Below are 25,930 nucleotides of genomic sequence, written 5' to 3' on the forward strand. Positions count from 1 at the left end.
AAGGGTTGGTACAACTACCACTGAACACGTTGCGCCCTTGCGCCTTTGCGTCAAGAAACTCATCCTAATGGATGGTTTCAGGATACTTTACAGTTTGGAGGCATTCAGCGCATCCTGATGCCGCAAACCTATTTTCTCGTTTCTCGTTTCTGTATCCTTCCCTACGTGGAGCAATACCATGATTCAACCAAATCGCGCCGAGACGCGCATGGTCTTTCCGATCTTCCCTGCCGACACCAACCACTATGGAACACTCTTCGGTGGTCAAGCTGTGGCATGGATCGACCAAGCTGCCTTTATTTGTGCGACGCGCTGGTGTCGGCGTAAGGTAGTAACGGTGCATCTTGGTGAGATCAACTTTCACCACGCGGTGAGCCAGGGTTCGATCATCGAACTAGTGGCGCGTCTGGTGCGTACTGGTACCAGTTCCATGCACATCTCCGTCGAGTTGTGGTGGGAGCCAATGGATCGCGATGAGCGGGTGCTGGCCTGCCAAGCAGAGTGTGTCTTGGTCGCCATTGGCGACGATGGCCAATCGGTGGCAGTGCCACAATTGCTACCTGCCACTGATGACGAGGGATAGCCAATAGTCAATGTAAGAGTGCGACGAAGCGGCAAGGACTTCGCATCCTCGCATCCTCGCATCCTCGCATCCTCGCATCCTCAGCATCCTCGCATCCCCGCATCCTCACATCCTCGCATCCTCGCATCCTCACAAACAGTAAAACCGCCACGCACCATACCCTGCTTATCATCCTAATCTCAGCCAATTCAACGTTGGCGTGTAACAACCTATGGTATAGTGGTATAGTAATGAGGGGAAGGTTCAACCTTCCTCCGGCACAGCGTGGACGATACACTGTGCCACGTGTCATGCAATCTCGCGTAAGCTTTGTGGAGATACGGAGGTATGCCGCTTTCATACCGGCGCCTGGTTACAGGTGCGAGTGTTACAATTGGCCTGCTGGTAGTAGTCATGGTGCTGCGCCTGGCCTTTGAATGGCGTCAGGCGCTGGCTGATATTGACTCGATGATCGTTACCCCAGCGGTGCTTGATCTGTCCACGGAAGCTCAGGTTGCTTCAACAGAAGCCGCGCACAACCAAGGAGCTACTTCCGAAACGACGCCCTTTCCGACTGCGTTACCCCAAGTCTTTATTACCCCCGCAGTTGAAGAACCGCCCCCGCCGCTGAGTCAGGCAACCTTGCATATTCTGTTGCTTGGCACCGATGCGCGCCCCGATGATCTTGATCCGACCCGTACCGATGCCCTGGTGCTGGTGCGGATTGACCGTGATCGTGGGCAGGTCAGTATGCTCTCGCTCCCACGCGATCTCTGGGTTAGCTATCCAACCGGCGGGCAAGGACGCATCAATGCGGCCTACCCCATTGGCGAAGTGCGCTTTGGAGCCGGTGGTGGTGCGGCGCTGGCTAAGTCAACCGTCGGGCGGCTCTTGGGGGTTGAGGTTGATTACTTCATGCTGATCAACTTCCGAGGCTTTGAGACGCTGATTGATGAGATTGGTGGGATCAGGGTGGATGTGCCCTATGAGATTTATGATCCGACCTACCCCACTGAGGATTATGGCACCATGGAGGTACATTTCGATGCTGGGCCCCAAATCCTCGATGCGGAACGCGCCTTGATCTATGTGCGAACGCGCCACGCTGATAGTGACTTTGGACGCAATCAGCGCCAACAACAGGTTCTCATGGCTATCTTTGAGCGTATCCGTGAGCGTGGTCTGCTGATGCAATTGACTAGTATCGATAATTATACGCGGGCAATGCGTGGCTATATCCAGACTGATCTCAGTCGTGGGATGATGTTTGAGTTGGCTGGGTTTGCGCGCACGTTGAATAGCGATAATATTTTGCGCTATGCCATCGATTCGCGCTCGATTGTAGAATTGCAAGAACCCGCTACCTTTGAGGCCCATCCCCAAGCCCTGGCCCGGATTATGCGCCAGTTTAAGGGCGAGGTGATCACTACGGCCTCCGGTAATTGAGGCCGTGGGGATGGTTTCAGGCATAGAGCGTAGGGGCACGGCGCGCCGTGCCCCTACGCTCAACAGGGTGGTTTTTGCTCCATTTCCTATCTCCTCGTTTCTCTTTCCTAACAGCGCCACATGGCTAACCCTGATCGCGCCTTCCGCTCAGTAGCTGTCGCGGCGCTGCTGATTGCCTTCGGGAATATCGCTAGTCGTTTGGTGGGCTTCATTCGGGAGCCTACCATTGCCTTCTTCTTCGCCCGTGGCGTGGAGGTGGATGCCTTCCAGTTGGCGTGGACGGTGCCCAGTACGATCTACGATCTGCTGATTGCGGGCGCGGTCAGTGCGGCGCTGGTGCCGGTCTTTGCTGAGTATGCCGAAGGCGAGCGCGACGAGTTTTGGCGCGTTGTTTCAGGGGTTCTGAGTATTGCTCTGGCGGCCTTGACCGCCCTGACGGCCCTGACGATCTGGCAAGCGCCGTTGCTGATTGCGCTGCTCGCTGGGCCGCAGCAGGCTGAACTGCGCGAATTGGCCACCCCCTTGGTACGCTGGCTCATGCCTGCTGTGCTGCTCATGGGCTTCTCGGGGTTGGCCACGGCAGTGCTACACGCACAGCAGCGCTTTTTGTTGCCCGCCTTTACGATGGTGGTCTTCAACCTGGGCATGGTGCTAGGGGTTGTGCTGCTGCACCAGCAACTTGGGATCAATAGCCTTGCCGTTGGGGCGCTGCTGGGGGCGTTGGGCCAAGTGGCACTGCAACTACCGGGTCTCCGCGATGCGCGCCTGCGCCTCCATTGGGGCCAACCCCACCCAGCAGTACGCCGCATCCTCTGGCTCTACGCGCCAGTGGCCTTGGGAATCGCCTTCTCGGTGCTGGGCACCCTGATTGACCGGCGGCTTGCGGCTGGCTTTGAGGCCGCGTTGAGTACGATGCGCTACGCCACTACCCTGATCCAGTTGCCCTTGGGCCTGGTCGCTTCAGCCGTGGCCCTCGCAGTCCTGCCGACACTCTCACGCCAGAATGCAGTGGCCGATGAAGCCAACTTTCGCGCAACCCTAGCCATGGGCCTCAAGGTGGTCTTGCTGCTTATTATGCCCGCAACGGCGGGCCTCGCGGTCTTGGCCGAACCAGTTGTGGCCCTGGTCTTTCAGCGCGGCGCTTTTGGGGCCGAAGATAGCGCGGCAACCGCCTTGGCCCTCCTGCTCTACCTCCCAGGGCTACCGGCAGCAGCATTGGATCAGGTGCTGATCTTCGCCTTCTATGCGCGCAAAAACACCCTTACGCCCAACCTGATCCAAGGGGCAGCCATTGGATGCTACGTGCTCGTGGCGCTCCCACTGCTCTGGTTGAGCGAACTGGGCTTTTTGGCGTTAGTATTGGGCAATTCGGCCCAATGGATTGGCCATGCCCTACTAACCTATCTGCTGCTTACCCGCGTGGTGCCACTAGGCGGACTACGGCTCGGCGAAGCGGCACTCAAGGGTCTCGTAGCCGCCAGCGTGATGGCCCTAGCCGTGAGTAGCCTGATCTGGCTGGTTGGCCCCCAAGCGCCTTGGGTCGTGGTACTGCTCGGCGGCAGCCTGGGGGCAATGGTCTATGCACTGCTCTGTCGGCTGCTGCGGATCGAAGCCTTTGACTTCTTCGTCGGCGTTGTACGGGCACGTATCGCAGCCAAACGAGCATAGCCGTAGCGAAAGTTGCAATGGTATAATGAATGCAACGAGGATGCGTAAGGCGAAGAGGTGAGAGCTTCGCATCCCCGCATCCCCGCATCCCCGCATCCTCGCATCCTCGCAAACTGTACGTTATACGACCAAATGCAAAAAAAAATCCTCGATAATCGCTACGAACTAGAGCGCAAAATTGGCGAAGGTGGCATGGCGCGCATCTATGTGGGCCTTGATCGGCGGCTCAATCGGCGCGTGGCGATCAAAATTCCTCATAGCCATTTTCTCAACGAACCCGATTTTTTGAGCCGCTTTCGCCATGAGGCTCAGGCTGCGGCGATGCTGGCCCATCCCAATATTGTTGATATCTTTGATGTGGGACAAGATGGTGATGTTCACTACATTGTGATGGAGTATGTGGACGGCACCGATCTCAAGTCAATTATCAACCGTGAAGCGCCGCTCACCATTGATCGGGCGGTCAATCTGGCCGAGCAGATTGCGCGCGGGTTGCACGCGGCCCATCGGGCCGGGATGGTACACCGCGATGTGAAGCCGCAGAATGTGATTGTCACCCCCGATGGCCGAGCCCATGTGACCGATTTTGGCGTGGCGAAGAGCCATCTTTCCACAGCCATGACCGAAACGGGGATTGCTTTCGGCACGGTAGATTACCTCTCGCCCGAACAGGCCCAAGGGCGGCCTGCTACACCACGCTCGGATGTCTATGCCTTGGGCATTCTGCTCTACGAACTGCTGACCGGGCGCTTGCCCTTCAAGGGCGAGAATGCGGTTGCGGTGGCGATGAAGCATGTGAACGAGGCTCCAACCCCGCCGCGCCATCTGAACCCAAGCATTCCGCTGGGCTTAGAGGCGCTGGTGCTGCGTGCGCTTGAGAAGGATCCGAGCCGACGGCCCCAAGATGCCGCCGAGTTTGCGCGGCTGCTCAACGATTACGACCAGTTGGCCAGCCAAGCAACAGTGGTCAATCAGGCGATGCCGCGCCCCATCCCGCAGCCCCGTGCGCCCGCGCCCAGTGGCCCCATCCGCCCAAGTGCTGGCGGCGGGGCAACAGGCCGCATGCCCATTGCCCCCCGGCCCGGCCCGGCCCGCGCCCCACGCCAAGAGGGCCTTGGCTGTGGCGTCTTTCTTGTGGGCATGTTCATTCTTGCCAGTGTCCTTGCCGTTGTCTTTGCCTTTAGTACCGGGCTTTTTGGCGATCTTTTTGCTGGCATTGGCGGCGGGGGCACAGGCGGTGGAGTAACCCCCACCCAACCCACAGCCAGCCCAACCCCCGACGATCCCACCCACACCCCTGAGCCCACGCGGGTAACGGTGAGCGTCCCTGAACTGAGTGGTATGAGTGGCCAAGTGGCCGAGACAACCCTCAGGCAACTACAACTGCGCCCGGTGCGGCTCGAAGCCCACGATCAACAGGTAGCGATTAATCAAGTTATAAGCCAAGCAGTAGCCCCCGGCACCGCCCTAGAGCCAGGCAGCAACGTCACCTACACGGTCAGTTTAGGGCCACGGGTGATCGAGGTACTCGATGTTGGGCGGCTCCAAGCCGAGCTTGCCGAGCAACGCCTGCGCGGAGCGGGCTTTGCAGTGGAGGTCGTCAACGAACCAAGTGGCAGCGTAGATCGTGGCTTCGTCATCCGCCAACAGCCAAGCCCCGGGCTGCGCGTCTCTGAAGGGCAACTGGTGACCATCTTCGTCAGCATGGGTGACGTTGTGCGCTTCCCAGAGGTGATTGGCTTGCAGCGCGACCAGGCGGAACAGGTGCTAGAACGCACCCCTGGCCTCACCCTGGTCTATGTTGATCTCCAAGGGCGTGATCGGCTGATTGATTACGACCGCTTCCGAGACAACGAAGTCGTCAGCGCACAGATCGAAAACGGGCCAGCCGTTCTGAATGGCGACTGGATCGCCCGTGGGAGCCGGATTATCTTTGGGATCAAAGCGCCAGAGCAGTGATGCCATTTTCCGATTGTAGATTATAGATTGTAGATTGTAGATTGCCGAACATGGCGTCCCAATGGGTTTGCGAGGACGCGAGGACGCGACGACGCGAGGACGCGAGGACGCGACGACGCGACGACGCGACGACGCGACGACGCGACGACGCGACGACGCGACGACGCGACGACGCGAGGATGCGAGGATGCGAGGATGCGAGGATGCGAGGACGCGAGGATGCGAGGACGCGAGGATGCGAGGACGCGAGGATGCGAGGATGCGCGAGGAGGCGCGAGGACGCGAGGATGCGACGACGCGAGGACATCGCCGCTTCGCCTCACGCACCCTCACTTCTGCAGCGATCAAGCAATCCAGACCAGATACAAACCCACTCCCATGATCACCACACCGCTCACCCGTTGGATCCAGGGTGTCCATGCGGCCATGCCGCGCAGTTGGCGCAGCGCCCCGGCAAAAGTGCCAGCCGCAACAACGGGCATACCGCGCCCTAATGCATAGATGAAGAGCAGGGCCGCGCCGTAGGCCATGCCATCCTGACTGAGCATCACGCTGGTGAGAATCACCGCCAAGACTGGCGTAGCGCACTGTGAGGCAACAATCCCAAAGGCAAGCCCTAACACCAAAGCGCCCGGTAGCCCTCGCACATGAATCCGGTCGGGCAGATCGGCAAACCAGTTGGGCATGGGTAGTCGTAAGGCGCCAACCATGTGCAGGCCAATCAAAAAACAGACCAGCGCCAACAGGTAGAACCACGCACTCCAACCGCCCAGCAAGCCGCCTACAAGCGCGGCGATGATGCCCAGCAGCATAAAAGTGATCGCCATGCCTACAGCAAAGGTAAAGGCCAAGCTGAAGGCGCGTCCGCGTGATACGGCAGTCCCACCGCCGACATAGGCCATAATCAAAGGAATCGAAGCAACACTACAAGGGCCAATGCTGGTAACAATGCCACCCAAAAAGACCAACAGATAGGTGAGGAGCGAGCCGTCAAAGGCAAATTGCTCAGTAATCATGTTAGCTCCCCGCCGCGAGCCCCGCGAGGCGCTGGTCAAGCATCTCTGGGCGCATGGTGCCAACCTCTACCTGGCGTGTACCAGTCTGGTCAATAAAGACCAGTGTCGGAACCACGCGTATACCTTCAGTACGCAGCAGATCACTATTCTGCTGGTCATAGACGTTGATGCTGACCAATTCAATCTGTTGGCGATAGGCGGGCCAGACCTGGCCAATGGTTGCTTTCATGTAGGTACACGAGCTACATGTATCAGAATGAAAAAAGAGCAGCATCGGCTGCCCTGCCGCCTGCGCCTGGGCAAACTGCACCGTCGGAGCAAGATCAGAGACCGCAAGGCTCACATTGGTTGGTGGTTCCAAACGCGCCTTAATCGTCAACACCACCACCACAGCCAAGAACAGACCAACAAACACCAGCGTATGGGGCCGCCGTCGCACAACCGGCGACTTGGGGTCGGGTTTGGTCATACGGATTCCTATTCTAGCATCTTGCCTGCAACCCGCTGGCCGATTTCGACCGCAAAGTTGGTGCCGCGATCCCAGGGGTAGACTTGGCTCATGCTGGCCCAGTAGAGCCCGGGTAGTGGTGTGCGTAGCGGTGGGATGTTGTGGCTGTGGCCAACGGGTACGATGGGTTGGGCATAGCGCTCACGGTGGAGCCAGCTTGCCCGGATCCAGCTTGGCTCAAACGCGGGGTTGATGCGCTGCAACGAGGGCAGGAAATGTTCCAGGAGCTGCGCCTGGCTCAACTGGAAGTAGGCATGTTCCGGCTCTACGTAGTCGCCCAAGTAGATCAGGTGATCACCACCATAGTGTTGTGCTTCAACGAAGTTGGTATGCTCCACAAGGGCTAGGTAGGGGAATTGATCCTTGGGCAGATTAAGCCAATAGATGCCGCCGGTGAGCGATTGTTTCAGCGCGAGGGTCAACACCACCGCGCCCATTGAGCGCAGTTGGCTCAGTTGGCCCAAGTAGGCACGAGGGAGTTGGGGCGCTAACCGGCTTAACAGGCCGGGTGCCCCAGTGACCAACAATTGGTCAACCTCATGTTCACCTTGCCCAGGCACATTCAGACGCCAGCCACCAGCATGGGGGCTTGCGCTGCTAATGGGGCAATTCAGATGCACCTGTACGCCTTGCTGCTGAATGGCTGCCAGCAGATGGTCACAGAAGGCTTGAAAACCGCCAACAAAGTAGCCCAATTTGAAGCTCCGGGCGCGTAAGCGCGCCCAGAGCCACGCCATATTCACCTCGTCGGCATAGGGGCCAAACTTGCCCTCGAGCAGAGGCCGCCAGATGGTGGCATAGACCTTTGGCCCGGCGTAGCGCGAGGTCCAGGCTGCTGCGGTGCGCTGTTCGAGTCGACGCCAGTTGCGCGTCACATATTTGAGGTAGAAGGCCACGGCCCCAAAACGCACCCGATCCACAAAGGGCAGTGCAGGGAAGCGCAAGACCTGGAGCGGGCCATTGAGATCATAGCCGCGTCCTTGCCACCACTGGGCGGTCATTTGGCTGCGGAAAAAGAGTTGATCGGCGCAGCCAATGCGCTTGGCCAGTTCAATGATCGCCGTGTCGGTCGCAAAGATATGGTGGTAGAAACGTTCAAGCGGCCATGCCCAGCCTTCATCGCGGAAACCTGAAGCCAAGCCCCCCACCAGCGGCGCCGCCTCAAAGACCGTCACCTCACGTCCGGCTTGGGCCAATTCATAGGCAGCGGTCATACCCGCAATCCCGGCCCCAACAATTGCAACCTTCATAGTACCACTCGCGGAGCAATATCGTCAGCGCCACCCTGGCGCGTCTGGAGTTCTACCGTTTCTGCCTCAACCGGGCGCTCTTTCAGCGTAGCGGCGCGCTCCATATCGCTCCAGCCGATGCTTTGCCGCAGCATGAAGATAGCGCCCAAGAGCGTAATCGGCAGCCAGAGGGTCATATGGAGCACGATGGTGAAGCCGGTGGCGAGGGCGTGGGCCACGCCAAACTGCATGAGAATAGCGATGCCAGGGGCATGGAAGGTACCCACATAGCCCGGTGTCGAAGGAATAGTCGTAAAGAGATTGATCACCGCCGTCATCAGCATGAGTACCGCAAAGGGCAAATTGAGCCCAAAAGCGTGCATCACAAACCAATAGGTCAGCGTCTCGATCAGCCAGATTGCGACAGAGACCACGCTAATCATGGCGAGTTCGCGGGGGCTACGGAGCGACTGCAACCCGACCACAAAGCGGTCGAAGAGGCCGTGGAGTTTGGGGCGCACACGGGCGGGCGACAAACGATCCACCAGCAGGCTATAGAACTGACTGAGACGTTGAGGGCGTGCTGCGAGTAGCATAAAGGCACTGAGGGCAACCAAAAAGATGCTACTGAGCACCAGCACAAACCACTGATAGGTGGGCGGCAACGGAGCAAAAGGCAGCGTAGCAAAGATAAAGAGCAGCATCACCAAACCATCAAAGAGCCGCTCTAGCACCACCGTAGCAAGCGAAGCGCTCATCGGCACCGCCTCATTGCGCCGCAGCACATAGCTACGCAACACCTCCCCGGCCCGCGCAGGGTAAACATTATTCCCCATATAGCCAATCACAACCGTGGGAAAGAGCCGGGGCACCGCAATAGCCCGTAGGGGCAACAACATCGCCCGCCAGCGCCAAGTCCGCAGCCAAACCCCAACGAAATAGACTGCTACCGCTGGTAGCAGCCACCAATAGTTAGCATCAACCACAACCTGCCAGAAGAGCTGCAGATCGAGCCCGCGCAGCGCGATAGTAAGGAAAACGATGCTAACCACCAGGCCGATCCAAAACTTCCAGCTACGCACCCATACCCTCCGCAATAGAGTTGACAGAAACGATGATGAAAGAAATCAGGAAGTGGGAGAGAGAACATAGGCGCAGGGCGTCAAAATATGCTGGAAGCGCCTAAAGCGTACAGGTGGCATGAAGCCATTCCTCAGCCTCCCAATCATACCATAGGAATTAGACAGGATGGTGAGGGGTATGCGCTAACCATACCCATTGGGTTATCATCCTAAAACAGGAGGCGTTCCGTTGTGCATCAAAGTTCCAGCAGGATGCGCAAATAGTCGGCAATGGGCTCTAGTCTTGCCGGGCTTACCTTGCCCCAACGCTTCACGAGACGCTCTTTGCTGATCGAACGCAAGGAATCACATAGGGCAAAAGATGGTTCTCGTAGTCCACCCTCTGGCGGATCGATACGCACCCGAAAGGGGTAAGGATGCACCTTCGTAGTGAGCGGAACCACGAAGAGCAAGTTGGATGGGCCATGGTTGAATATGTTGGTTGAGTAAATCAGAACCGGACGCATACCGGCCTGCTCATGTCCACGGGTGGGATTGAGGTCGGCAAGCCAGATGTCGCCACGTGAAGGTAGCGTAAGATCCGTCATACGCAGTTACTCTTTTGGCAATCCATCACCCACCGTAGTATCCCAGATAGCTCGTTCAGCTTGAAGCTCAGTCCATGCTGCGGTGTCTTCGTGCAACGCTGCATAGCTACTATTGGCCTCTTCCAAAATGCGCTGGCGGCGGTAGAGTTCAATGGCCTGCTCAACTACTTCGGCCATCGGTAGTCCCACAGCTTGGGCCAAATGCGTGAGATTGCGATGGGTTTGCATCGAGACACGAATAGTTGTGGTAGCCATACAAGCCTCCTTCGTAAAGCTTATGTCCCATGGTATACACATCTGTAGACGTGTCAAGCGACCACTTCCCACGTTTTGCTACAATTCCTAGTGACCTGTGCGAATCTGGTTGCAGTTATGCGTTATCATAGAAGAAGCAAGCATAACCTCGCTCGTGCGGCGTGTGCATGCCGAGCAGAGGCACAAACCATATACGTAGGCGGAAGGCGCGGCTATGAGCATCGTCGTTATTGATAATCAGGTGGTGCATTACGAGGTGCTTGGGCGTGGGCGACCTGTCGTCTTCTTGCACGGCTGGCTGGGGAGTTGGCGCTATTGGTTCCCTACTATGGAGGTTGTGGCGAAACATTTTCGCACCTACTCCTTCGATTTCTGGGGCTTTGGTGAATCGCGCCGCAAACAGACCCAAGAGAGTATTCAAGCCTACTCCGACCAGATTACCCGCTTTCTCGATGAACTCGGGATCGAGCGCGTGATCCTTGTGGGCCACTCGATGGGCGGGATGGTCGCACTCAAGACCGCGTTGAGTTATCCTGAGCGCATTTGTGCAGTTGCCACCGTTGGTGCGCCCATTAACGGCGATTCGCTCTCGTGGCTGCTCAAGCTCACCGATCGGCCCTTTTTTGCTGATGCCTTCGCCCGTATGCCTTGGCTACGCCGTCAACTCTTCCGCTTCTTCCTAGGGGTTGCAAACGATCTTGCCGTGGGCGAGATGATTGATGATAGCGTGAAGTCAACCGCCAACACACTACGCTACGCCGTCAGTTCGATGTGGCGCACCGACCTGAGCCCAGAGCTGTTTCGACTCAGTGTGCCAGCCCTGATTGTCCATGGCGGGCGCGATGATGTGGTAAACCCTAATCAGGCCGATCTCTTTACCCACAACCCCAAAGCCGAAGTGGTGATGATGCCACGGAGCCGCCACTTCCCCTTCCTTGAGGAACCAGCCCTCTTCAATGATGTATTGCTGCGCTTCCTCAAGGCCAATAATCTGCCGGCTACAAACAAGTTGCCTGAATTGGTAGCCCAGCGCCAGTCAACCCCTGCCAGATGAGCCAATGTCACCTCACACTAGACGGGCAGGGGCGGCAACGCCGCTAGAGTACACGCGAAAACCATGTTCCCGTGCGCAACCTTACGGTCCAACATGGGGTACAATAGGGCAAACCGCGCTTGCACTTGGAAGGAAAACCCTATGAAGCCTGAATGGAGTGGCGACCCCGAAGTTGCCCCAACCATCATGATGTTCACCTTGGGCGGTCTGATTTCGTTCCTGCTTTTGGTCTTTGTCTTTGCGTTCTATTGGTAGGATGTAGGGCTACCGCCCTACATCCCGCTATTGGGGCTACGCCCCAACCCCCCTTTATCTGTGTCGTGTTGGCGGCTTCGCCGCCAACACGACACAGAAAGAGTTTTTTCGGGTGAGGCGAAGCCGCCCCCGAACCCCCACCGGGAGGCCAACTCAAGCCGAAGGCTTCGCCGCCAATACGACACAAAAAGAGCTTTTTCGGGGAAGGCGAAGCCGCCCCCGAACCCCCACCGGGAGGCCAACTCAAGCCGAAGCGGGATTGTTCCCCTTCGGCTTGTGCCATGTTGGGACGCTGTAATCTGCAATCTACAATCTGCAATCTACAATCTGCAATCTGCAATCTACAATCTGCAATCTACAATCTGCAATCTACAATCTGCAATCTACAATCTGCAATCTACAATGGTATTAGTTGACAAGTCCAATATGCTCAGGTACGCTTGCTAGTAAGCAGTTTTACCTTTTACCTTTTACCTTTTACCTTTTACCTTTTACCTTTTACCTTTTACCTTTTACCTTTTACCTTTTACCTTTTACCTTTTGCCTTTTACCTTCTCATGGAGCAGCGGCTATGCCAGAGATCACCAGCCCCGACTCGCCGCAGATTGAAGCCTATCGGCTCTTTTTGAAGCTGCACAAGCGCTTTCAGGAGTTGAATCGGGAAGAGTTTCGCCCCTATGATCTCTCGACCCCTCAGTATGCCATTCTCTTCTATGCTTCGGCTGAGGGCGTACCGTTGAGTTCTATTTGCCAAGAGATGGTGGCCGACAATAGTAATCTGACGCGCCTCGTGGATCGCTTGGAGGCGCGTGGGCTTGTGCGTCGCGCCCCCGACCCCCACGACCGCCGGGTGACGTTGGTGCAACTGACGGCCACGGGCCAAGCGTTGATTGATGAGTTGCGCCCGCGCCATCGCGCCTATGTGGAACAACGCATGAGCCACTTGAACGCCGAGCAATTAGCAGCGCTCCATGCAGCCATGCAGACGCTCTATGAGGCGCTGCATCAGGATGATGGGGCCTAAGCCCCAATACGTAGGTTAAGCCTTCCGGCGGGGGTTCGGGGGAGGCTTCGCCTTCCCCGAAGTTTTCTTCGTGCGTGTTGGCGGCGAAGCCGCCAACACGCACGAAAAAAGCGAGTTTGGGGCACAGCCCTAACACCCCATAGACATAGCCGCTTCACACCTTCCCACAGATCAAAAAAATCCCTATGGCCTCTACAAGTCCACCTGCTGCCACGCCCCGTCGTCAAGCGCCCGCAATGCTACGGGCACTACGCCATCGCAACTATCGCCTCTTCTTCATTGGTCAACTCATTTCGCTCACCGGCACGTGGATGCAACATGTGGCCCAGGGTTGGTTGGTGCTGCGTCTGACCGATTCACCGGCTATGCTCGGCCTCGTGGCTGCCGTGAGTTCGTTGCCTATCCTGCTCTTCGCCCTGCCCGCCGGTACTCTGGCCGATCGCATGTCGAAACAGCGACTGCTGCTGATTACGCAGTTTGTAGCCATGCTGCTCGCCGCAACCCTCGCGGTCTTGACCCTCACGGGAGTGGTGCAGGTTTGGCATGTGCTGCTGTTGGCAACCCTGTTGGGGATTGTGAATGCCTTTGATGGCCCGGCCCGCCAAGCCTTTACGGTCGAGATGGTTGGGCGCGAGGATCTGCTCAATGCGATTGCGCTCAACTCCTCGATCTTCAATGGGGCGCGTCTGGTTGGCCCGGCCATTGCCGGGATCGTGGTGGCCTTTGTGGGCGAAGGTAGCGCCTTTGCGCTCAATGCCGCCAGCTTCATCTTTGTGCTCGGTGGCATGCTGATGATGCGCCTGCCACCCTATACCCGCCCGCGTGGCGCTGGGCAACGCGGGCAGCTTCGGGCCGGGTTGAGCTATATTGCCGGTGAAGTGCGCGTGCGTACCCTGTTGCTCCTGGCCGGAACCATCAGCCTCTTCTGCTTTGTCCACATCCCTCTGCTGCCCATCTTTGCCCGTGATGTCTTTGGTCAAGGTGCGATGGGGCTCGGCATGCTCTCGGCATCCAGTGGCCTGGGTGCGCTCACTGCTGCGCTTATCCTCGCTCAACTGAACGAAGATGCCCCCCGAGGACGCCTGCTCAGCTTTGCGGTGCTGCTCTACCCTGTCTTTATGATCGCCTTCACCATCACCCGCAGCTTCCCCCTAGCACTGATGCTCATGGCCTGCGCCGGCTGGGCCGGTGTCACCACCCTGGCACTTACCAATACCATCATCCAATCGATCGTCCCCGATGAACTGCGCGGACGGGTCATGAGTGTCTTCACCCTCTTGCTCATGGGCCTCAGCCCTATGGGTGGCATGCTGGCCGGCCTGATTGCCGAACTGGTCGGCAGCGCCCCCCTCGTGGTTGGCACAAGCGCGATGATTGGCTGGCTGCTGATTGGGGTGAATCTGCTGCGGGCACCCTTTGTGCGTGAGTTGTGAGTGAGGCAAGCAGGGTACGCAGAGTTGTTCACCACAGAGGCACAGAGAGCACAGAGGGGCGTAAATTTGGTTAGCGCGAAGAAGCCCTGGGCTCATAGGAGAGCGTCGCGTTGGCTGAGCCTGTCGAAGCCACCGCGACGTTGGGCTTCGACAGGCTGGCTTCGACAGGCTGGCTTCGACAGGCTCAGCCACCGAGCCAACGTCGCGGCCCAGAACTTTTTCGCGCTAACCAAGTTTTCACTCTGTGTTCTCTGTGCCTCTGTGCCTCTGTGGTGAAGATTGCTCGGTGCTCTCTGTACCCTCTGGGTTTGCTCCTGACTCAAGCCTGTGATATACTAAAGGTTATTGAATATCAACAGGGTCGAGAAATAAGTAAGTACCATAATGACCCAAAGGCACCACGACGAAACGCTCCACAACGAGCGTACCGCTTTGGAGGAGATCGAGCGTTCGATTATGCAGATCAGTTGGTTGGCTCAGCGCCAATTTATGCAGCTGCTGGATGATGAACGTTTTCGCCTGACCCTCCCCCAATTTTATACCCTCCTCCACCTGGAGCAGACAGGTACAGCGTGTAAGATGTCGGATCTGGCTGAGGCGACCCACCAGTCAGCGGCATCACTCACTGGTGTGGTTGATCGGCTGCGCGATAAGCAGTTGATCGAACGTTTACGCGATGAACGTGATCGGCGTCAAGTGATGGTTGTGGTGACGACGCAAGGCCGTGAGTTGATTGGCGAAATCAAACAGGCGCGCCACGACCAGATGCAGATGGCGTTGGCCCATTTGGATGATCCTGAGATTGATGCGCTGATGATTCTGCTCGACCGTGTCTTGGCTGGTATGGTTCGGACCCTCGAACGTGCCGAAAGTGGACGTTTGGCCTAAAAGATTTGTACCCGATTGCAATGTGTGCTAAGAGTCTGTCTGAAACGTCTATGAACTGGCGTTGGAGTGCCGGCTTCAGCCGGCTAAAGCCGGCACTCCAACGCGTGCCCATTAGCTTTTCAGACAGCTTCTAAGGAAGATTCTCATGGAAAAGAATAGGCGCCGTGCCCCTAACCAACATCATCTTGACTCCGAACTTGAAGCTCTGGAGTCGGGCTACTTCGATGAGCCCCCTACCGAACGCCGTTTGCCTTTAGTGGTCTTGGGCGAGATGGTGATTATGCCCCACATGACCATTCCGCTCCAAGTGCCGCAGGGCAAATCCTACCGGGCTATGGAGCGGGCCTGGGAGGAGGATCGTGAGGTTCTGCTCATCTTTGTACGCGAAGCTGAACTCGAAGGCTATAAGAGTACCCAGCCCCAGCAGTTGCCGCCGATTGGGGTGATTGCGCGCCTTGAGGAGTTTGCGAAGTTGCCCGATGGCACCGCCCGTGTCATCCTTGAGGGCATCCATCGCGCCGAGATTGATGGTGCCGTCCAGATTGCGCCCTTCTACCGTGTGCGCTGTACGCCTGTCTTTGATGGCGATGCGGGTGGCATGGAGGTTCAGGCACTCATGGATACGGTCAAGCAACAGGTTGACGAATTTGTAGACCACTTGGGTGAAGTGCCCCAAGAGGCGGTGCAGTTTGTCCACCGGATTGAGCGCCCAGGCCATTTGGCCGATATTGTGACTTGGGGGCCAGCTTTCGATTTCCGTGATCGCTTGGATATTCTCAATTCGCTCGATCCGGTTGAACGCTTGCGTAAAGCGTATGTCGTGTTGGCGCGCCAACTCGAACTGCTCAAGCTGCGTGCGAAAATCCAGCAGGATACCAAAGAGGTGCTTGATCAGAGCCAGCGTGAGTATTTCCTGCGTGAGCAGATGCGCGTTATTCGCCGCGAGTTGGGCGAAGACGACGACTCCGACGATCCGATTGATGAACTGCGGCGTAAGATCAATGAGATGGACGCCCCTGAGTATGTCAAGAGCCAGGCGCTCCACGAGGTCAAACGCCTCGCCCAGCAGGGCATGAATAGCCCCGAAGCTGGCGTCATTCGCACCTACCTCGATTGGCTAACCAACCTGCCCTGGGGTGAGGAGCAGCATAGCGAGATCAGCATTGTTGAGGCCCAGAAGGTCCTCGATGAGGATCACTATGGGCTTGAGAAGGTGAAAGAGCGCATCCTTGAGTACCTCGCCGTGCGTAAGTTGGCAGGCAACAAGATGCGCAGCCCGATCCTCTGCTTTGTGGGCCCGCCTGGAGTTGGCAAGACCAGCCTGGGGCGCAGTATTGCCCGGGCGCTCGACCGCCAGTTCATTCGCACGAGCCTCGGTGGGGTGCGTGATGAGGCCGAAATCCGTGGCCACCGCCGCACCTACATTGGAGCCATGCCCGGACGCATCATCCAGGGCATTAAGTCGGTCAAGTCCAATAGCCCCGTCTATGTCCTCGATGAGGTGGATAAGGTTGGCACCGATTTTCGTGGCGATCCTACGTCGGCCCTGCTTGAGGTGCTTGATCCTGAGCAGAACAGCACCTTCTCCGATCACTACCTAGAGATCCCCTTCGATCTGAGTAAGGTAGTCTTTATTGCGACCGCCAACCAACTCGAACCGATCCCTGGGCCGCTGCGTGACCGCATGGAGATCATTGAGATCGGTGGCTACACCGAGGACGAGAAGCTAGAGATTGCGCGTGGCTTCCTCATTCCCAAGCAGCGCGAATTCCACGGCCTTGAGGCTGATCAGCTTACGATTGACGATGAAGCCGTGGTTCAGCTTATCCGCAAGTACACCCGTGAGGCGGGGGTGCGTAACCTCGAACGCGAGATTGCCAACCTCTGCCGCAAAGTGGCCCGTAAGGTTGCCTCGGCCAGCGAGCCCGGCGCTGAGGAGATTGCGACAACCTACAGCATCAATCAGTCCGATGTGGCCATCTACCTTGGCCCAGAGCGCTTCAACTTTGGCTTGGCTGAAGAGCGTGATGAGATTGGCGTGGCCACTGGCGTGGCTTGGACCAGCACCGGCGGCGATATTCTCAGCATTGAGGTGCTGCCCGTGAAGGGCAAAGGCGGCTTGCAGCTCACCGGCCAACTCGGCGACGTGATGAAGGAGAGCGCCCAAGCGGCTATGAGCTATGTGCGCTTCCGCTGCAAAGATTTGGGAATCGATCCCAACTACTTCGAGGAGCACAACATCCACGTTCACATCCCCGAAGGCGCAGTGCCCAAAGATGGCCCCTCGGCGGGGATTACCCTGACCACCGCATTGATCAGTGCGATGACTGGCCAGCCGGTGCGCCGCGACGTAGCCATGACGGGTGAAGTGACGCTGCGGGGCAAAGTCTTGCCCATTGGTGGCCTCAAAGAGAAGACCCTAGCGGCCCATCGGGCTGGCATTCGCACCTTCATTCTGCCCAAAGAGAACGCCAAAGACATCGTTGATCTCCCCGAAAAGGTACGCAAAGACCTCACACTCATTCCGGTCTCGTCAATGGACGAAGTCCTCAAAGTTGCCCTGACCGCCGCCGTGGCCGCGATTGCCGCCGATCCGGCTTCAGCGACGCATGTCGCCCCTCCTGCGGCCTAATAGGAACATTCCTGTTTTGCGCCGAAAGAATCGTAAATAGGGAGGGGTTCGGGGAGGGCTTCGCCCTCCCCGAAAACCCCTCCCACGATCCTAGAGGTTCCAGAAACATTAAACGTACTCTGAAACCATCCCTTTGCACTCTTTTGCAGCAATGAACATGTGTTCTGGCTTTGGAGATCATCAGCATGTCACAACGCGCCCACGTTGTCATTATTGGAGCGGGCCTGATCGGGGCGAGTATTGCCTACCATTTGGCTCTGCGCGGCTGCCGTGATGTGCTGCTGCTCGAAAAAGAGGCTTCAGCCATTTGTGGTAGTACGGCGCGTTCGGCAGCCGGGGTGCGCCACCAGTTTTCGAGTGCGATCAATATCCAGCTTTCGCGCTACAGCATTGAACGTCTGCGTAACTTCGATCAAGAAGTCGGCGGCCATGCTGAGTTACGTCAAGTAGGCTACCTGCTGCTCTTCAGCGATGCGGCGGTCTGGGCGGAGTACCAGAGCAGCGTGGCATTGCAACGCGAACTTGGAGTGCCTACTGAATGTTTAACCCCCCAGGAGGCTGCACGCTTTGTGCCGCGCATGCGTAGCGCAGATCTCGTAGGCGCAACCTTCTGCCCTGATGATGGTTATGTAGACCCGCATGGCATTGGGATGGGCTATGTGCGTGCCGCCCAAGCGATGGGTGTGCGCCTGCAACGAGACACCACCGCAACCGGCTTTACGCTTGCAGGCGGGCGCGTGGTGGGGGTACGCACCAATCACGATCCGGTCAGTTGTGAGTTTGTGGTCAATGCAACCGGGCCCTGGGCTGGTGAAGTGGGGGCATTAGCGGGCCTTAGCATTCCGGTACGCCCGTACCGGCGCAACATCTACATGACCACCCCTTTCCCCCAGATTCCCGGCACCATCCCACTGACCATTGACATGGCCAGCGGCTTCTACATGCGCCATGAAGGAGCCAGTATGCTCATGGGCCGTTCCAACCCCGCCGAGCCAAGCAGTTTCAACCAGAACGTAGATTGGGCCTGGCTCGATCAGGTACTCGAAGCGGGCTTACAGCGCTTCCCCATCCTAGAAGAAGCGGGGCTGGCCGAGAGCCAATGTTGGGCCGGGCTCTACGAAATCACCCCCGACCACAACCCGATCCTGGGCCACCACCCCGACCTACCGGGCTACCTTGACGCCAGCGGCTTCAGTGGTCACGGCATTATGCACTCCCCAGCCACCGGCATGCTCATTGCCGAAGAGTTGCTCGACGGACGCGCCCATACGATCAACATTGATGAGCTACGCATCACCCGTTTTCAGCAGGGTGCGGCCCATCACGAGCGCAATATCATTTAAGCTCGCGCAAAGCCACAAAGCCGCGAAGGTTTGGCGCTCATATGCAAAAAACTCTGCGCCCTTGCGCCTTTGCGTCAAGAAACCCGTCGTATTTGAAAAGTATTGCATGTAGAGGCGGTTCACCACACATTGCTACGGGCCGCCCATCTGCTGCCCAATCACGAGAATTTGAGGAAACCCATGCATCGTCGTGATGCTCTCAAGCTCCTAGCTTTGATCTTCTTAGGCGGTGGCAGCAGTGCTTGTGGTACAGGCGAGGGTATCGGTGCTGGGATGGCGAGCAAGGGGCGAACCATCGTGATTGGTGCCGGGCTCGCAGGCCTTGCAGCGGCAAGGGAACTGCGGCACAACGGACACGACGTGGTTGTTGTGGAGGCGCGTGACCGGATCGGCGGACGTCTTTGGACGAGTAGCGCATGGCCAGACATGCCGCTTGATCTTGGGGCAACGTGGATCCATGGCGTGCGCGACAACCCTATGACTGATTTGGCCGATACGCTCCAAGCCCGTCGTTTGGTGACAAGCTATGACAAGTTGGCCACGTACGATGCCAACGGTCAGTTGTTCACTGACGCCGAAGCAGCGCATAGAGAAGCGATAGGCAATCAGGTGCGCATGGCGTTGCACAATGCACAGCAGCGGGATGCCGATGTTACGGTGCGTCAAGCTGTGGCCGCACTCACGCAACGCTTGCAGCCGTCATTGGCAGCAACACGCCTGCTCAACTTTGTTGTAAGCAGTGAGATCGAGCATGAGTATGCGGCTAGTGCACATCGCCTCTCTGCCCATTGGTATGATAGTGCAGATGATTTTGAGGGTGATGACGCACTGTTTGTGCGTGGATTTCAGGTCATCACCGACTATTTAGCAACTGATTTGCCGATCGAATTTTCACAGGTAGTCAAAGAGATCTTCTGGGGCGAGCATGAAGTGCGGGTATTCACCGAGAAAATGACCTTCGCCGCTGACCGTGTCGTGGTTACGTTGCCTCTCGGCGTATTGCAGAGCAACAGCGTGCGGTTTACACCTGAACTACCGAGCGCAAAGCGCCAGGCGCTTGCAGCGCTCGGCATGGGGGTGTTGAACAAATGCTATCTGCGTTTCAACCAAGCTTTTTGGCCTCACGACATCGATTGGTTGGGGCATGTTTCAGCCCAACACGGCGTCTGGAATGAATGGGTGAGTTTTCAGCGCGTCGCCCAGATGCCTATCTTGCTCGGTTTTAACGCTGCCGACCATGGCCTAGAAATTGAGGCGTGGTCTGACCAGCAGATTGTGGCGAGCGCCATAGAGACCTTGAGGATCATATTTGGGGCTGGGACACCCCAGCCCAGCGCCTACCAGATAACGCGCTGGGCAACTGATCCGTTTGCACGGGGCGCTTATTCGTACAACGCGCTCGGCTCAACCCCATCCATGCGTGACACGCTCGCAATGCCTGTAGATGCCAAACTCTTCTTTGCAGGCGAGGCATCGCATAGCGCATATTTCGGCACAACGCATGGTGCCTATCTATCGGGACTCCGTGTCGCCGAGCAGATCTTAGAGCTATAAAAATGTTCTGCTTATTGTTTCTAAAGTTGCACGCGAGGCAAACTCCAATTGCGCATTGCCGCCCACTGAAACAATTCAGCCACCGTCATTAGCGCTATTGTAGCTTCTTGTCCCATCAAATGGGGCTCGTACAACAATCCTCTGGTGTCCTGACAAAGCAGAATGGACGGCTGTTAAATGTCAACTAGATTTGCCGGTGACGATCTTTAGAATTGCCGATCCCGCTTGCTCCTGCGATGACCTACCATGACGCCTTCACCGGCAAATCTAATTATCGTTGATCATTCATTGAAGCATCGTGCCAACGGTCAATACGATCAGACCTAAAACAATGTTTCAGTGCTCAACCCTGAGCCGATTTCGTTGAAGCGCCCCATGCTGCGCAATGGTGATCTGGCTGCTACCGTTTCAGTGCTCAACCCTGAGCCGATTTCGTTGAAGCCTGGCCGTTCTGCCAGTGATCGCCCTGCACGAACGTTTCAGTGCTCAACCCTGAGCCGATTTCGTTGAAGCCGCCGGATCGTTCGAAACGATCACAGCCGATCAGGCTGTTTCAGTGCTCAACCCTGAGCCGATTTCGTTGAAGCAACACCCCGGTCGCACTGCCCACGTCTCGCGTACCCAGGTTTCAGTGCTCAACCCTGAGCCGATTTCGTTGAAGCTTGGTACTGCAACCGGCAAGATTGTCCTCGACATCGCGTTTCAGTGCTCAACCCTGAGCCGATTTCGTTGAAGCTACCGCACCAACGGTAGGGGCTTTTCGTTGTTTCGGGTTTCAGTGCTCAACCCTGAGCCGATTTCGTTGAAGCTTGCCGCCGACACTGGCAGGGAGATGCCGACGACGTGTTTCAGTGCTCAACCCTGAGCCGATTTCGTTGAAGCTTGACGCCGACGACCGCCAAGAGCCGTCGCGTCAGTGCGTTTCAGTGCTCAACCCTGAGCCGATTTCGTTGAAGCGCGGGAAGGAAGTCGAGGATGAGGCACGTTTCGTCGTTTCAGTGCTCAACCCTGAGCCGATTTCGTTGAAGCACCCAGCTCTTGCCCCGCCAGCACCTTTACAATTGCTTGTTTCAGTGCTCAACCCTGAGCCGATTTCGTTGAAGCCACCAGGGCGGCAACCAGATCCCGCGAGCCTTCGAGTTTCAGTGCTCAACCCTGAGCCGATTTCGTTGAAGCCGGGTGAGGTGCAGCGAGCGCAACGGCCCAAGTGACGTTTCAGTGCTCAACCCTGAGCCGATTTCGTTGAAGCCGCGGGTGAGGTGCAGCGAGCGCAACGGCCCAAGTGACGTTTCAGTGCTCAACCCTGAGCCGATTTCGTTGAAGCTTGCGCCCGGTGCGCCGCAGATCAATGCGGCTGTGTGTTTCAGTGCTCAACCCTGAGCCGATTTCGTTGAAGCGTGCCCCCGCCGCCCCCGCCCGTGCGCACCCCCGAAGGTTTCAGTGCTCAACCCTGAGCCGATTTCGTTGAAGCTGATACGGCGGCCTGTGCCCGATTTTGGCACCGCAACGTTTCAGTGCTCAACCCTGAGCCGATTTCGTTGAAGCGCGTCACGCCTGAGCCGCCCGCGTCACCTGTTGGCGGTTTCAGTGCTCAACCCTGAGCCGATTTCGTTGAAGCAGGTAGAGGTTGCGGCACTCCATTTGATGCTCTTCGTTTCAGTGCTCAACCCTGAGCCGATTTCGTTGAAGCCTTTATGTCCTCACTACTATGTATGGCGAACGCACATGTTTCAGTGCTCAACCCTGAGCCGATTTCGTTGAAGCCGGAGAACATCGTTGGCGTCCGCAACCAGCATCATTGGTTTCAGTGCTCAACCCTGAGCCGATTTCGTTGAAGCACGCCCACCGGCGGCACAACAACGCCAACACCGACGTTTCAGTGCTCAACCCTGAGCCGATTTCGTTGAAGCCCAACAGCAGCACGCGGCCCGGCGCAGGATCAGCGGTTTCAGTGCTCAACCCTGAGCCGATTTCGTTGAAGCATAGAGGGGAGGTGACGGCATGGATCATCAAGTAAGTTTCAGTGCTCAACCCTGAGCCGATTTCGTTGAAGCTTTTGTGACCGTGCTATGATGGTTGTGAGAGGAGAAGTTTCAGTACTCAACCCTGAGCCGATTTCGTTGAAGCATCCGCTGCCGGTTGAGCAATTTGTGGACGCGCATGCGTTTCAGTGCTCAACCCTGAGCCGATTTCGTTGAAGCCTAACCGTAGCGTTACCATCCCCGAATGGGCGGTCGGTGTTTCAGTGCTCAACCCTGAGCCGATTTCGTTGAAGCCCTCTGGCGCGACACCTACCGCGCGGAGGAGGCGAGTTTCAGTGCTCAACCCTGAGCCGATTTCGTTGAAGCTTGCTATGTCCCGTAAAGCCATCGAACTGAGTAATGTTTCAGTGCTCAACCCTGAGCCGATTTCGTTGAAGCCAACGCCTGCCAGCGCCGCAATGATGGCGCTGGACAGTTTCAGTGCTCAACCCTGAGCCGATTTCGTTGAAGCAATAAGGATTACTCTGAATGACCGCCGTGTGAGCGAGTTTCAGTGCTCAACCCTGAGCCGATTTCGTTGAAGCTTGGATACACGCGGGGAGGCTGAAAGCGACTAAGTACGTTTCAGTGCTCAACCCTGAGCCGATTTCGTTGAAGCGCCCACGCCGCTGGATCTCGCGGTAGAGCCAGTGTGTTTCAGTGCTCAACCCTGAGCCGATTTCGTTGAAGCAACCGGCATGGCTGCGCAACGTGGCCAAGCGCCGCCCGTTTCAGTGCTCAACCCTGAGCCGATTTCGTTGAAGCCATCTTCTCGCTCGATATTCCGGCCATCTCCGCCTGTTTCAGTGCTCAACCCTGAGCCGATTTCGTTGAAGCTAACCAACTTGCTACCGTGCCCCTTGTCGGCTCAAGTTTCAGTGCTCAACCCTGAGCCGATTTCGTTGAAGCTCTTACCTATCCAAACGGCAAACATACGCGCCCCATAGTTTCAGTGCTCAACCCTGAGCCGATTTCGTTGAAGCCCCCCTCCCCCAGCGCGGCCCCCTCCCCCAGCGGGGTTTCAGTGCTCAACCCTGAGCCGATTTCGTTGAAGTTTACCCAGTTGCCCCAAGTGTCACCCGAATTGCTGTTTCAGTGCTCAACCCTGAGCCGATTTCGTTGAAGCCCCGCCGTTCCTCTGCAGGATACGCACCACGCGCCCAAGTTTCAGTGCTCAACCCTGAGCCGATTTCGTTGAAGGCAGGTGAAAGAAGCCGCCCGCCTCGCAGTGGCGGGTTTCAGTACTCAACCCTGAGCCGATTTCGTTGAAGACGCGGAAGGTCTCGCAGGACTTGATTAGCTTCCCTTGTTTCAGTGCTCAACCCTGAGCCGATTTCGTTGAAGACCAGCCGTGCCAACACGAGTGTGCCACAGCTTGGCGGTTTCAGTGCTCAACCCTGAGCCGATTTCGTTGAAGACCTACCTGTAGCGGCTTCATCACTCGCCCGTCTCCGACGTTTCAGTGCTCAACCCTGAGCCGATTTCGTTGAAGATACGTCAAACAACCAACAGCAGAGCGCAACAAAAAGTTTCAGTGCTCAACCCTGAGCCGATTTCGTTGAAGAGCATATGATGATGGAGCGCGATCCGCTGAAATTCGCGTTTCAGTGCTCAACCCTGAGCCGATTTCGTTGAAGATCGTGCCACTGCGCAAACCACTTCCATTGCACATGCAGTTTCAGTGCTCAACCCTGAGCCGATTTCGTTGAAGATTCATCGATGCTGGCCGCTGGCAACCGCGTAGCGTCTGTTTCAGTGCTCAACCCTGAGCCGATTTCGTTGAAGACGCCAGAGCCAGAGCGTCCCCTCCCAGTCGACTCTTGTTTCAGTGCTCAACCCTGAGCCGATTTCGTTGAAGAGGCCGTAGAGCGCACGGCCCGGCTCTTCAAGGCGTGTTTCAGTGCTCAACCCTGAGCCGATTTCGTTGAAGAGGGGTGAGCCAGCAGCGCCTCGCGTGGCTGAGCGCACGTTTCAGTGCTCAACCCTGAGCCGATTTCGTTGAAGACATTGCACCCGCCACCACACACGTACCAAATCCATCAGGTTTCAGTGCTCAACCCTGAGCCGATTTCGTTGAAGAGCTCATTATTCCGCCAACATACTATAGTGAAAGATTGTTTCAGTGCTCAACCCTGAGCCGATTTCGTTGAAGACGACCACTATCAATTCGTAAACTCGCAGCACTTGCGAGTTTCAGTGCTCAACCCTGAGCCGATTTCGTTGAAGACCGCGCCCCTTCCCGCCCCCAGACACCCAGCACGCCAGTTTCAGTGCTCAACCCTGAGCCGATTTCGTTGAAGACCGAGCCGTCCTCGCCGCTCGCCTCGCCCGTGATCTGTTTCAGTGCTCAACCCTGAGCCGATTTCGTTGAAGAATATCACCCCATCCCCACTCGACACCGTAGCGGAACTGTTTCAGTGCTCAACCCTGAGCCGATTTCGTTGAAGACGTGCGGCGATCCTCTGGATGGTGGCCAGTCGCATTGTTTCAGTGCTCAACCCTGAGCCGATTTCGTTGAAGAGCCCTCATCTTTGTCATTCCATCGCGGCACCTACCAGTTTCAGTGCTCAACCCTGAGCCGATTTCGTTGAAGAGTGTATGTGGCGGCTGATGACCGCCCCCGGCGCAGGCAGTTTCAGTGCTCAACCCTGAGCCGATTTCGTTGAAGATCACCGGCTTTACCCTGCTACCGAGCTTGTTTGAATGTTTCAGTGCTCAACCCTGAGCCGATTTCGTTGAAGAATGGTGGCAAAATGCCTAGCTTTTACACATACGCAGGTTTCAGTGCTCAACCCTGAGCCGATTTCGTTGAAGAAGCAGAGCGTTGCGGCGTGGCGCTTGAGGCGCTCGCGTTTCAGTGCTCAACCCTGAGCCGATTTCGTTGAAGAGCGGCCCGTTGGCTGTTTGTAGAGCGGCCACGAGCGTTTCAGTGCTCAACCCTGAGCCGATTTCGTTGAAGCATTCTCTTCAGCGCCGCGATGGTTCGCGCCATCCTCGAGTTTCAGTGCTCAACCCTGAGCCGATTTCGTTGAAGCCCCAATAGACCTCGTATTGACAATCATTCCTATTAGTTTCAGTGCTCAACCCTGAGCCGATTTCGTTGAAGCGAAGGTCGATCTGATCCTTGTGAGATAGTACCACAAGTTTCAGTGCTCAACCCTGAGCCGATTTCGTTAAAGCAGGTAGCACGTGGCGGAGGCGACGTTGGCGACGATGTTTCAGTGCTCAACCCTGAGCCGATTTCGTTGAAGCTTGCCCGTCGTCACCCAGTACCACCGCGCTACCCGTGTTTCAGTGCTCAACCCTGAGCCGATTTCGTTGAAGCCCTGACTGGAAGGATTTGCGCGGCACGCCGCCTGACCTGTTTCAGTGCTCAACCCTGAGCCGATTTCGTTGAAGCTAAGCAGGTCGGTT

The 25,930-nt window shown here is 57.0% G+C and carries 19 protein-coding genes and 1 CRISPR repeat array (1 of these 20 only partly in view); of the genes, 12 read left to right on the top strand and 7 right to left on the bottom strand.

Features of this window, described 5'->3' with window-relative positions; translation table 11 throughout:
- Positions 1–178: 178 nt before the first annotated feature.
- The 4 genes from CJ255_RS02385 to pknB all read left to right on the top strand — a co-directional run bounded on the left by CJ255_RS02385 (position 179) and on the right by pknB (position 5,635).
- Positions 179–583, top strand: coding sequence for an acyl-CoA thioesterase (locus tag CJ255_RS02385; protein ID WP_097642501.1), 405 nt, complete (start codon positions 179–181; stop codon positions 581–583).
- Between the two features lie 327 nt (positions 584–910).
- Positions 911–2,008 (top strand): LCP family protein, encoded by a 1,098-nt coding sequence (locus tag CJ255_RS02390; RefSeq protein ID WP_097642502.1) that lies wholly within the window; start codon positions 911–913, stop codon positions 2,006–2,008.
- 120 nt (positions 2,009–2,128) lie between these two features.
- A complete protein-coding gene (gene murJ, locus CJ255_RS02395; RefSeq protein WP_097642503.1) occupies positions 2,129–3,676 on the top strand; it encodes a murein biosynthesis integral membrane protein MurJ in 1,548 nt (515 codons plus the stop codon).
- Between the two features lie 132 nt (positions 3,677–3,808).
- A complete protein-coding gene (pknB, locus tag CJ255_RS02400) occupies positions 3,809–5,635 on the top strand; it encodes a Stk1 family PASTA domain-containing Ser/Thr kinase (RefSeq protein WP_097642504.1) in 1,827 nt (608 codons plus the stop codon).
- Here pknB and CJ255_RS22400 read toward each other — a convergent pair.
- The 7 genes from CJ255_RS22400 to CJ255_RS02430 form a co-directional block, all read right to left on the bottom strand.
- On the bottom strand, positions 5,616–5,942 hold the full coding sequence (locus CJ255_RS22400) for a hypothetical protein (protein ID WP_124681788.1): 327 nt from the start codon (positions 5,940–5,942) through the stop codon (positions 5,616–5,618). The genes pknB and CJ255_RS22400 overlap by 20 nt on opposite strands.
- A 37-nt stretch (positions 5,943–5,979) precedes the next feature.
- Positions 5,980–6,651 carry a cytochrome c biogenesis CcdA family protein gene (locus CJ255_RS02405; protein ID WP_097642505.1) on the bottom strand — a complete coding sequence of 224 codons (672 nt, stop codon included), beginning with the start codon at positions 6,649–6,651 and terminating at the stop codon, positions 5,980–5,982.
- 1 nt (position 6,652) lies between these two features.
- On the bottom strand, positions 6,653–7,120 hold the full coding sequence (locus CJ255_RS02410) for a thioredoxin family protein (protein ID WP_097642506.1): 468 nt from the start codon (positions 7,118–7,120) through the stop codon (positions 6,653–6,655).
- A gap of 8 nt (positions 7,121–7,128) precedes the next feature.
- Positions 7,129–8,409, bottom strand: coding sequence for an NAD(P)/FAD-dependent oxidoreductase (locus tag CJ255_RS02415; RefSeq protein WP_097642507.1), 1,281 nt, complete (start codon positions 8,407–8,409; stop codon positions 7,129–7,131).
- Positions 8,406–9,440, bottom strand: coding sequence for a lysylphosphatidylglycerol synthase transmembrane domain-containing protein (locus CJ255_RS02420; RefSeq protein WP_245863134.1), 1,035 nt, complete (start codon positions 9,438–9,440; stop codon positions 8,406–8,408). Before CJ255_RS02420 ends, CJ255_RS02415 begins: the two co-directional genes overlap by 4 nt.
- Positions 9,441–9,706: 266 nt before the next feature.
- Entirely contained in the window at positions 9,707–10,057 is a 351-nt protein-coding gene (locus CJ255_RS02425) for a type II toxin-antitoxin system PemK/MazF family toxin (protein ID WP_097642509.1), read from the bottom strand.
- A gap of 6 nt (positions 10,058–10,063) precedes the next feature.
- Positions 10,064–10,312, bottom strand: coding sequence for a hypothetical protein (locus tag CJ255_RS02430; RefSeq protein ID WP_217352387.1), 249 nt, complete (start codon positions 10,310–10,312; stop codon positions 10,064–10,066).
- 214 nt (positions 10,313–10,526) lie between these two features.
- Here CJ255_RS02430 and CJ255_RS02435 point away from each other — a divergent pair, with 214 nt between their 5' ends.
- From CJ255_RS02435 to CJ255_RS02470, 8 genes are all read left to right on the top strand, one after another.
- Positions 10,527–11,366 carry an alpha/beta fold hydrolase gene (locus CJ255_RS02435; RefSeq protein ID WP_097642510.1) on the top strand — a complete coding sequence of 280 codons (840 nt, stop codon included), beginning with the start codon at positions 10,527–10,529 and terminating at the stop codon, positions 11,364–11,366.
- Positions 11,367–11,902: 536 nt separating this feature from the next.
- Entirely contained in the window at positions 11,903–12,037 is a 135-nt protein-coding gene (locus CJ255_RS24605) for a hypothetical protein (protein ID WP_281257163.1), read from the top strand.
- A 155-nt stretch (positions 12,038–12,192) separates the two neighbouring features.
- Positions 12,193–12,645, top strand: a complete 453-nt coding sequence (locus tag CJ255_RS02445; protein WP_097642512.1) for a MarR family winged helix-turn-helix transcriptional regulator — start codon at positions 12,193–12,195, stop codon at positions 12,643–12,645.
- A gap of 185 nt (positions 12,646–12,830) precedes the next feature.
- Positions 12,831–14,078, top strand: coding sequence for an MFS transporter (locus tag CJ255_RS02450; RefSeq protein ID WP_097642513.1), 1,248 nt, complete (start codon positions 12,831–12,833; stop codon positions 14,076–14,078).
- Positions 14,079–14,462: 384 nt separating this feature from the next.
- A complete protein-coding gene (locus CJ255_RS02455; RefSeq protein ID WP_097642514.1) occupies positions 14,463–14,966 on the top strand; it encodes a MarR family winged helix-turn-helix transcriptional regulator in 504 nt (167 codons plus the stop codon).
- A 145-nt stretch (positions 14,967–15,111) separates the two neighbouring features.
- Positions 15,112–17,598 carry an endopeptidase La gene (gene lon / locus CJ255_RS02460; RefSeq protein WP_097642515.1) on the top strand — a complete coding sequence of 829 codons (2,487 nt, stop codon included), beginning with the start codon at positions 15,112–15,114 and terminating at the stop codon, positions 17,596–17,598.
- A 185-nt stretch (positions 17,599–17,783) separates the two neighbouring features.
- Positions 17,784–18,941: an NAD(P)/FAD-dependent oxidoreductase gene (locus CJ255_RS02465; protein WP_097642516.1), complete on the top strand. Its 1,158-nt coding sequence runs from the start codon at positions 17,784–17,786 to the stop codon at positions 18,939–18,941.
- 180 nt (positions 18,942–19,121) lie between these two features.
- Positions 19,122–20,495, top strand: a complete 1,374-nt coding sequence (locus CJ255_RS02470) for a flavin monoamine oxidase family protein (RefSeq protein ID WP_097642517.1) — start codon at positions 19,122–19,124, stop codon at positions 20,493–20,495.
- A 333-nt stretch (positions 20,496–20,828) separates the two neighbouring features.
- Positions 20,829–25,930: a CRISPR direct-repeat array (repeat unit 37 nt; unit sequence GTTTCAGTGCTCAACCCTGAGCCGATTTCGTTGAAGA) (it continues 24,539 nt past the right edge of the window).

It is taken from the genome of Candidatus Viridilinea mediisalina (assembly GCF_002532535.1).
In the GTDB taxonomy this organism is placed as follows: Bacteria; Chloroflexota; Chloroflexia; order Chloroflexales; family Chloroflexaceae; genus Viridilinea; species Viridilinea mediisalina.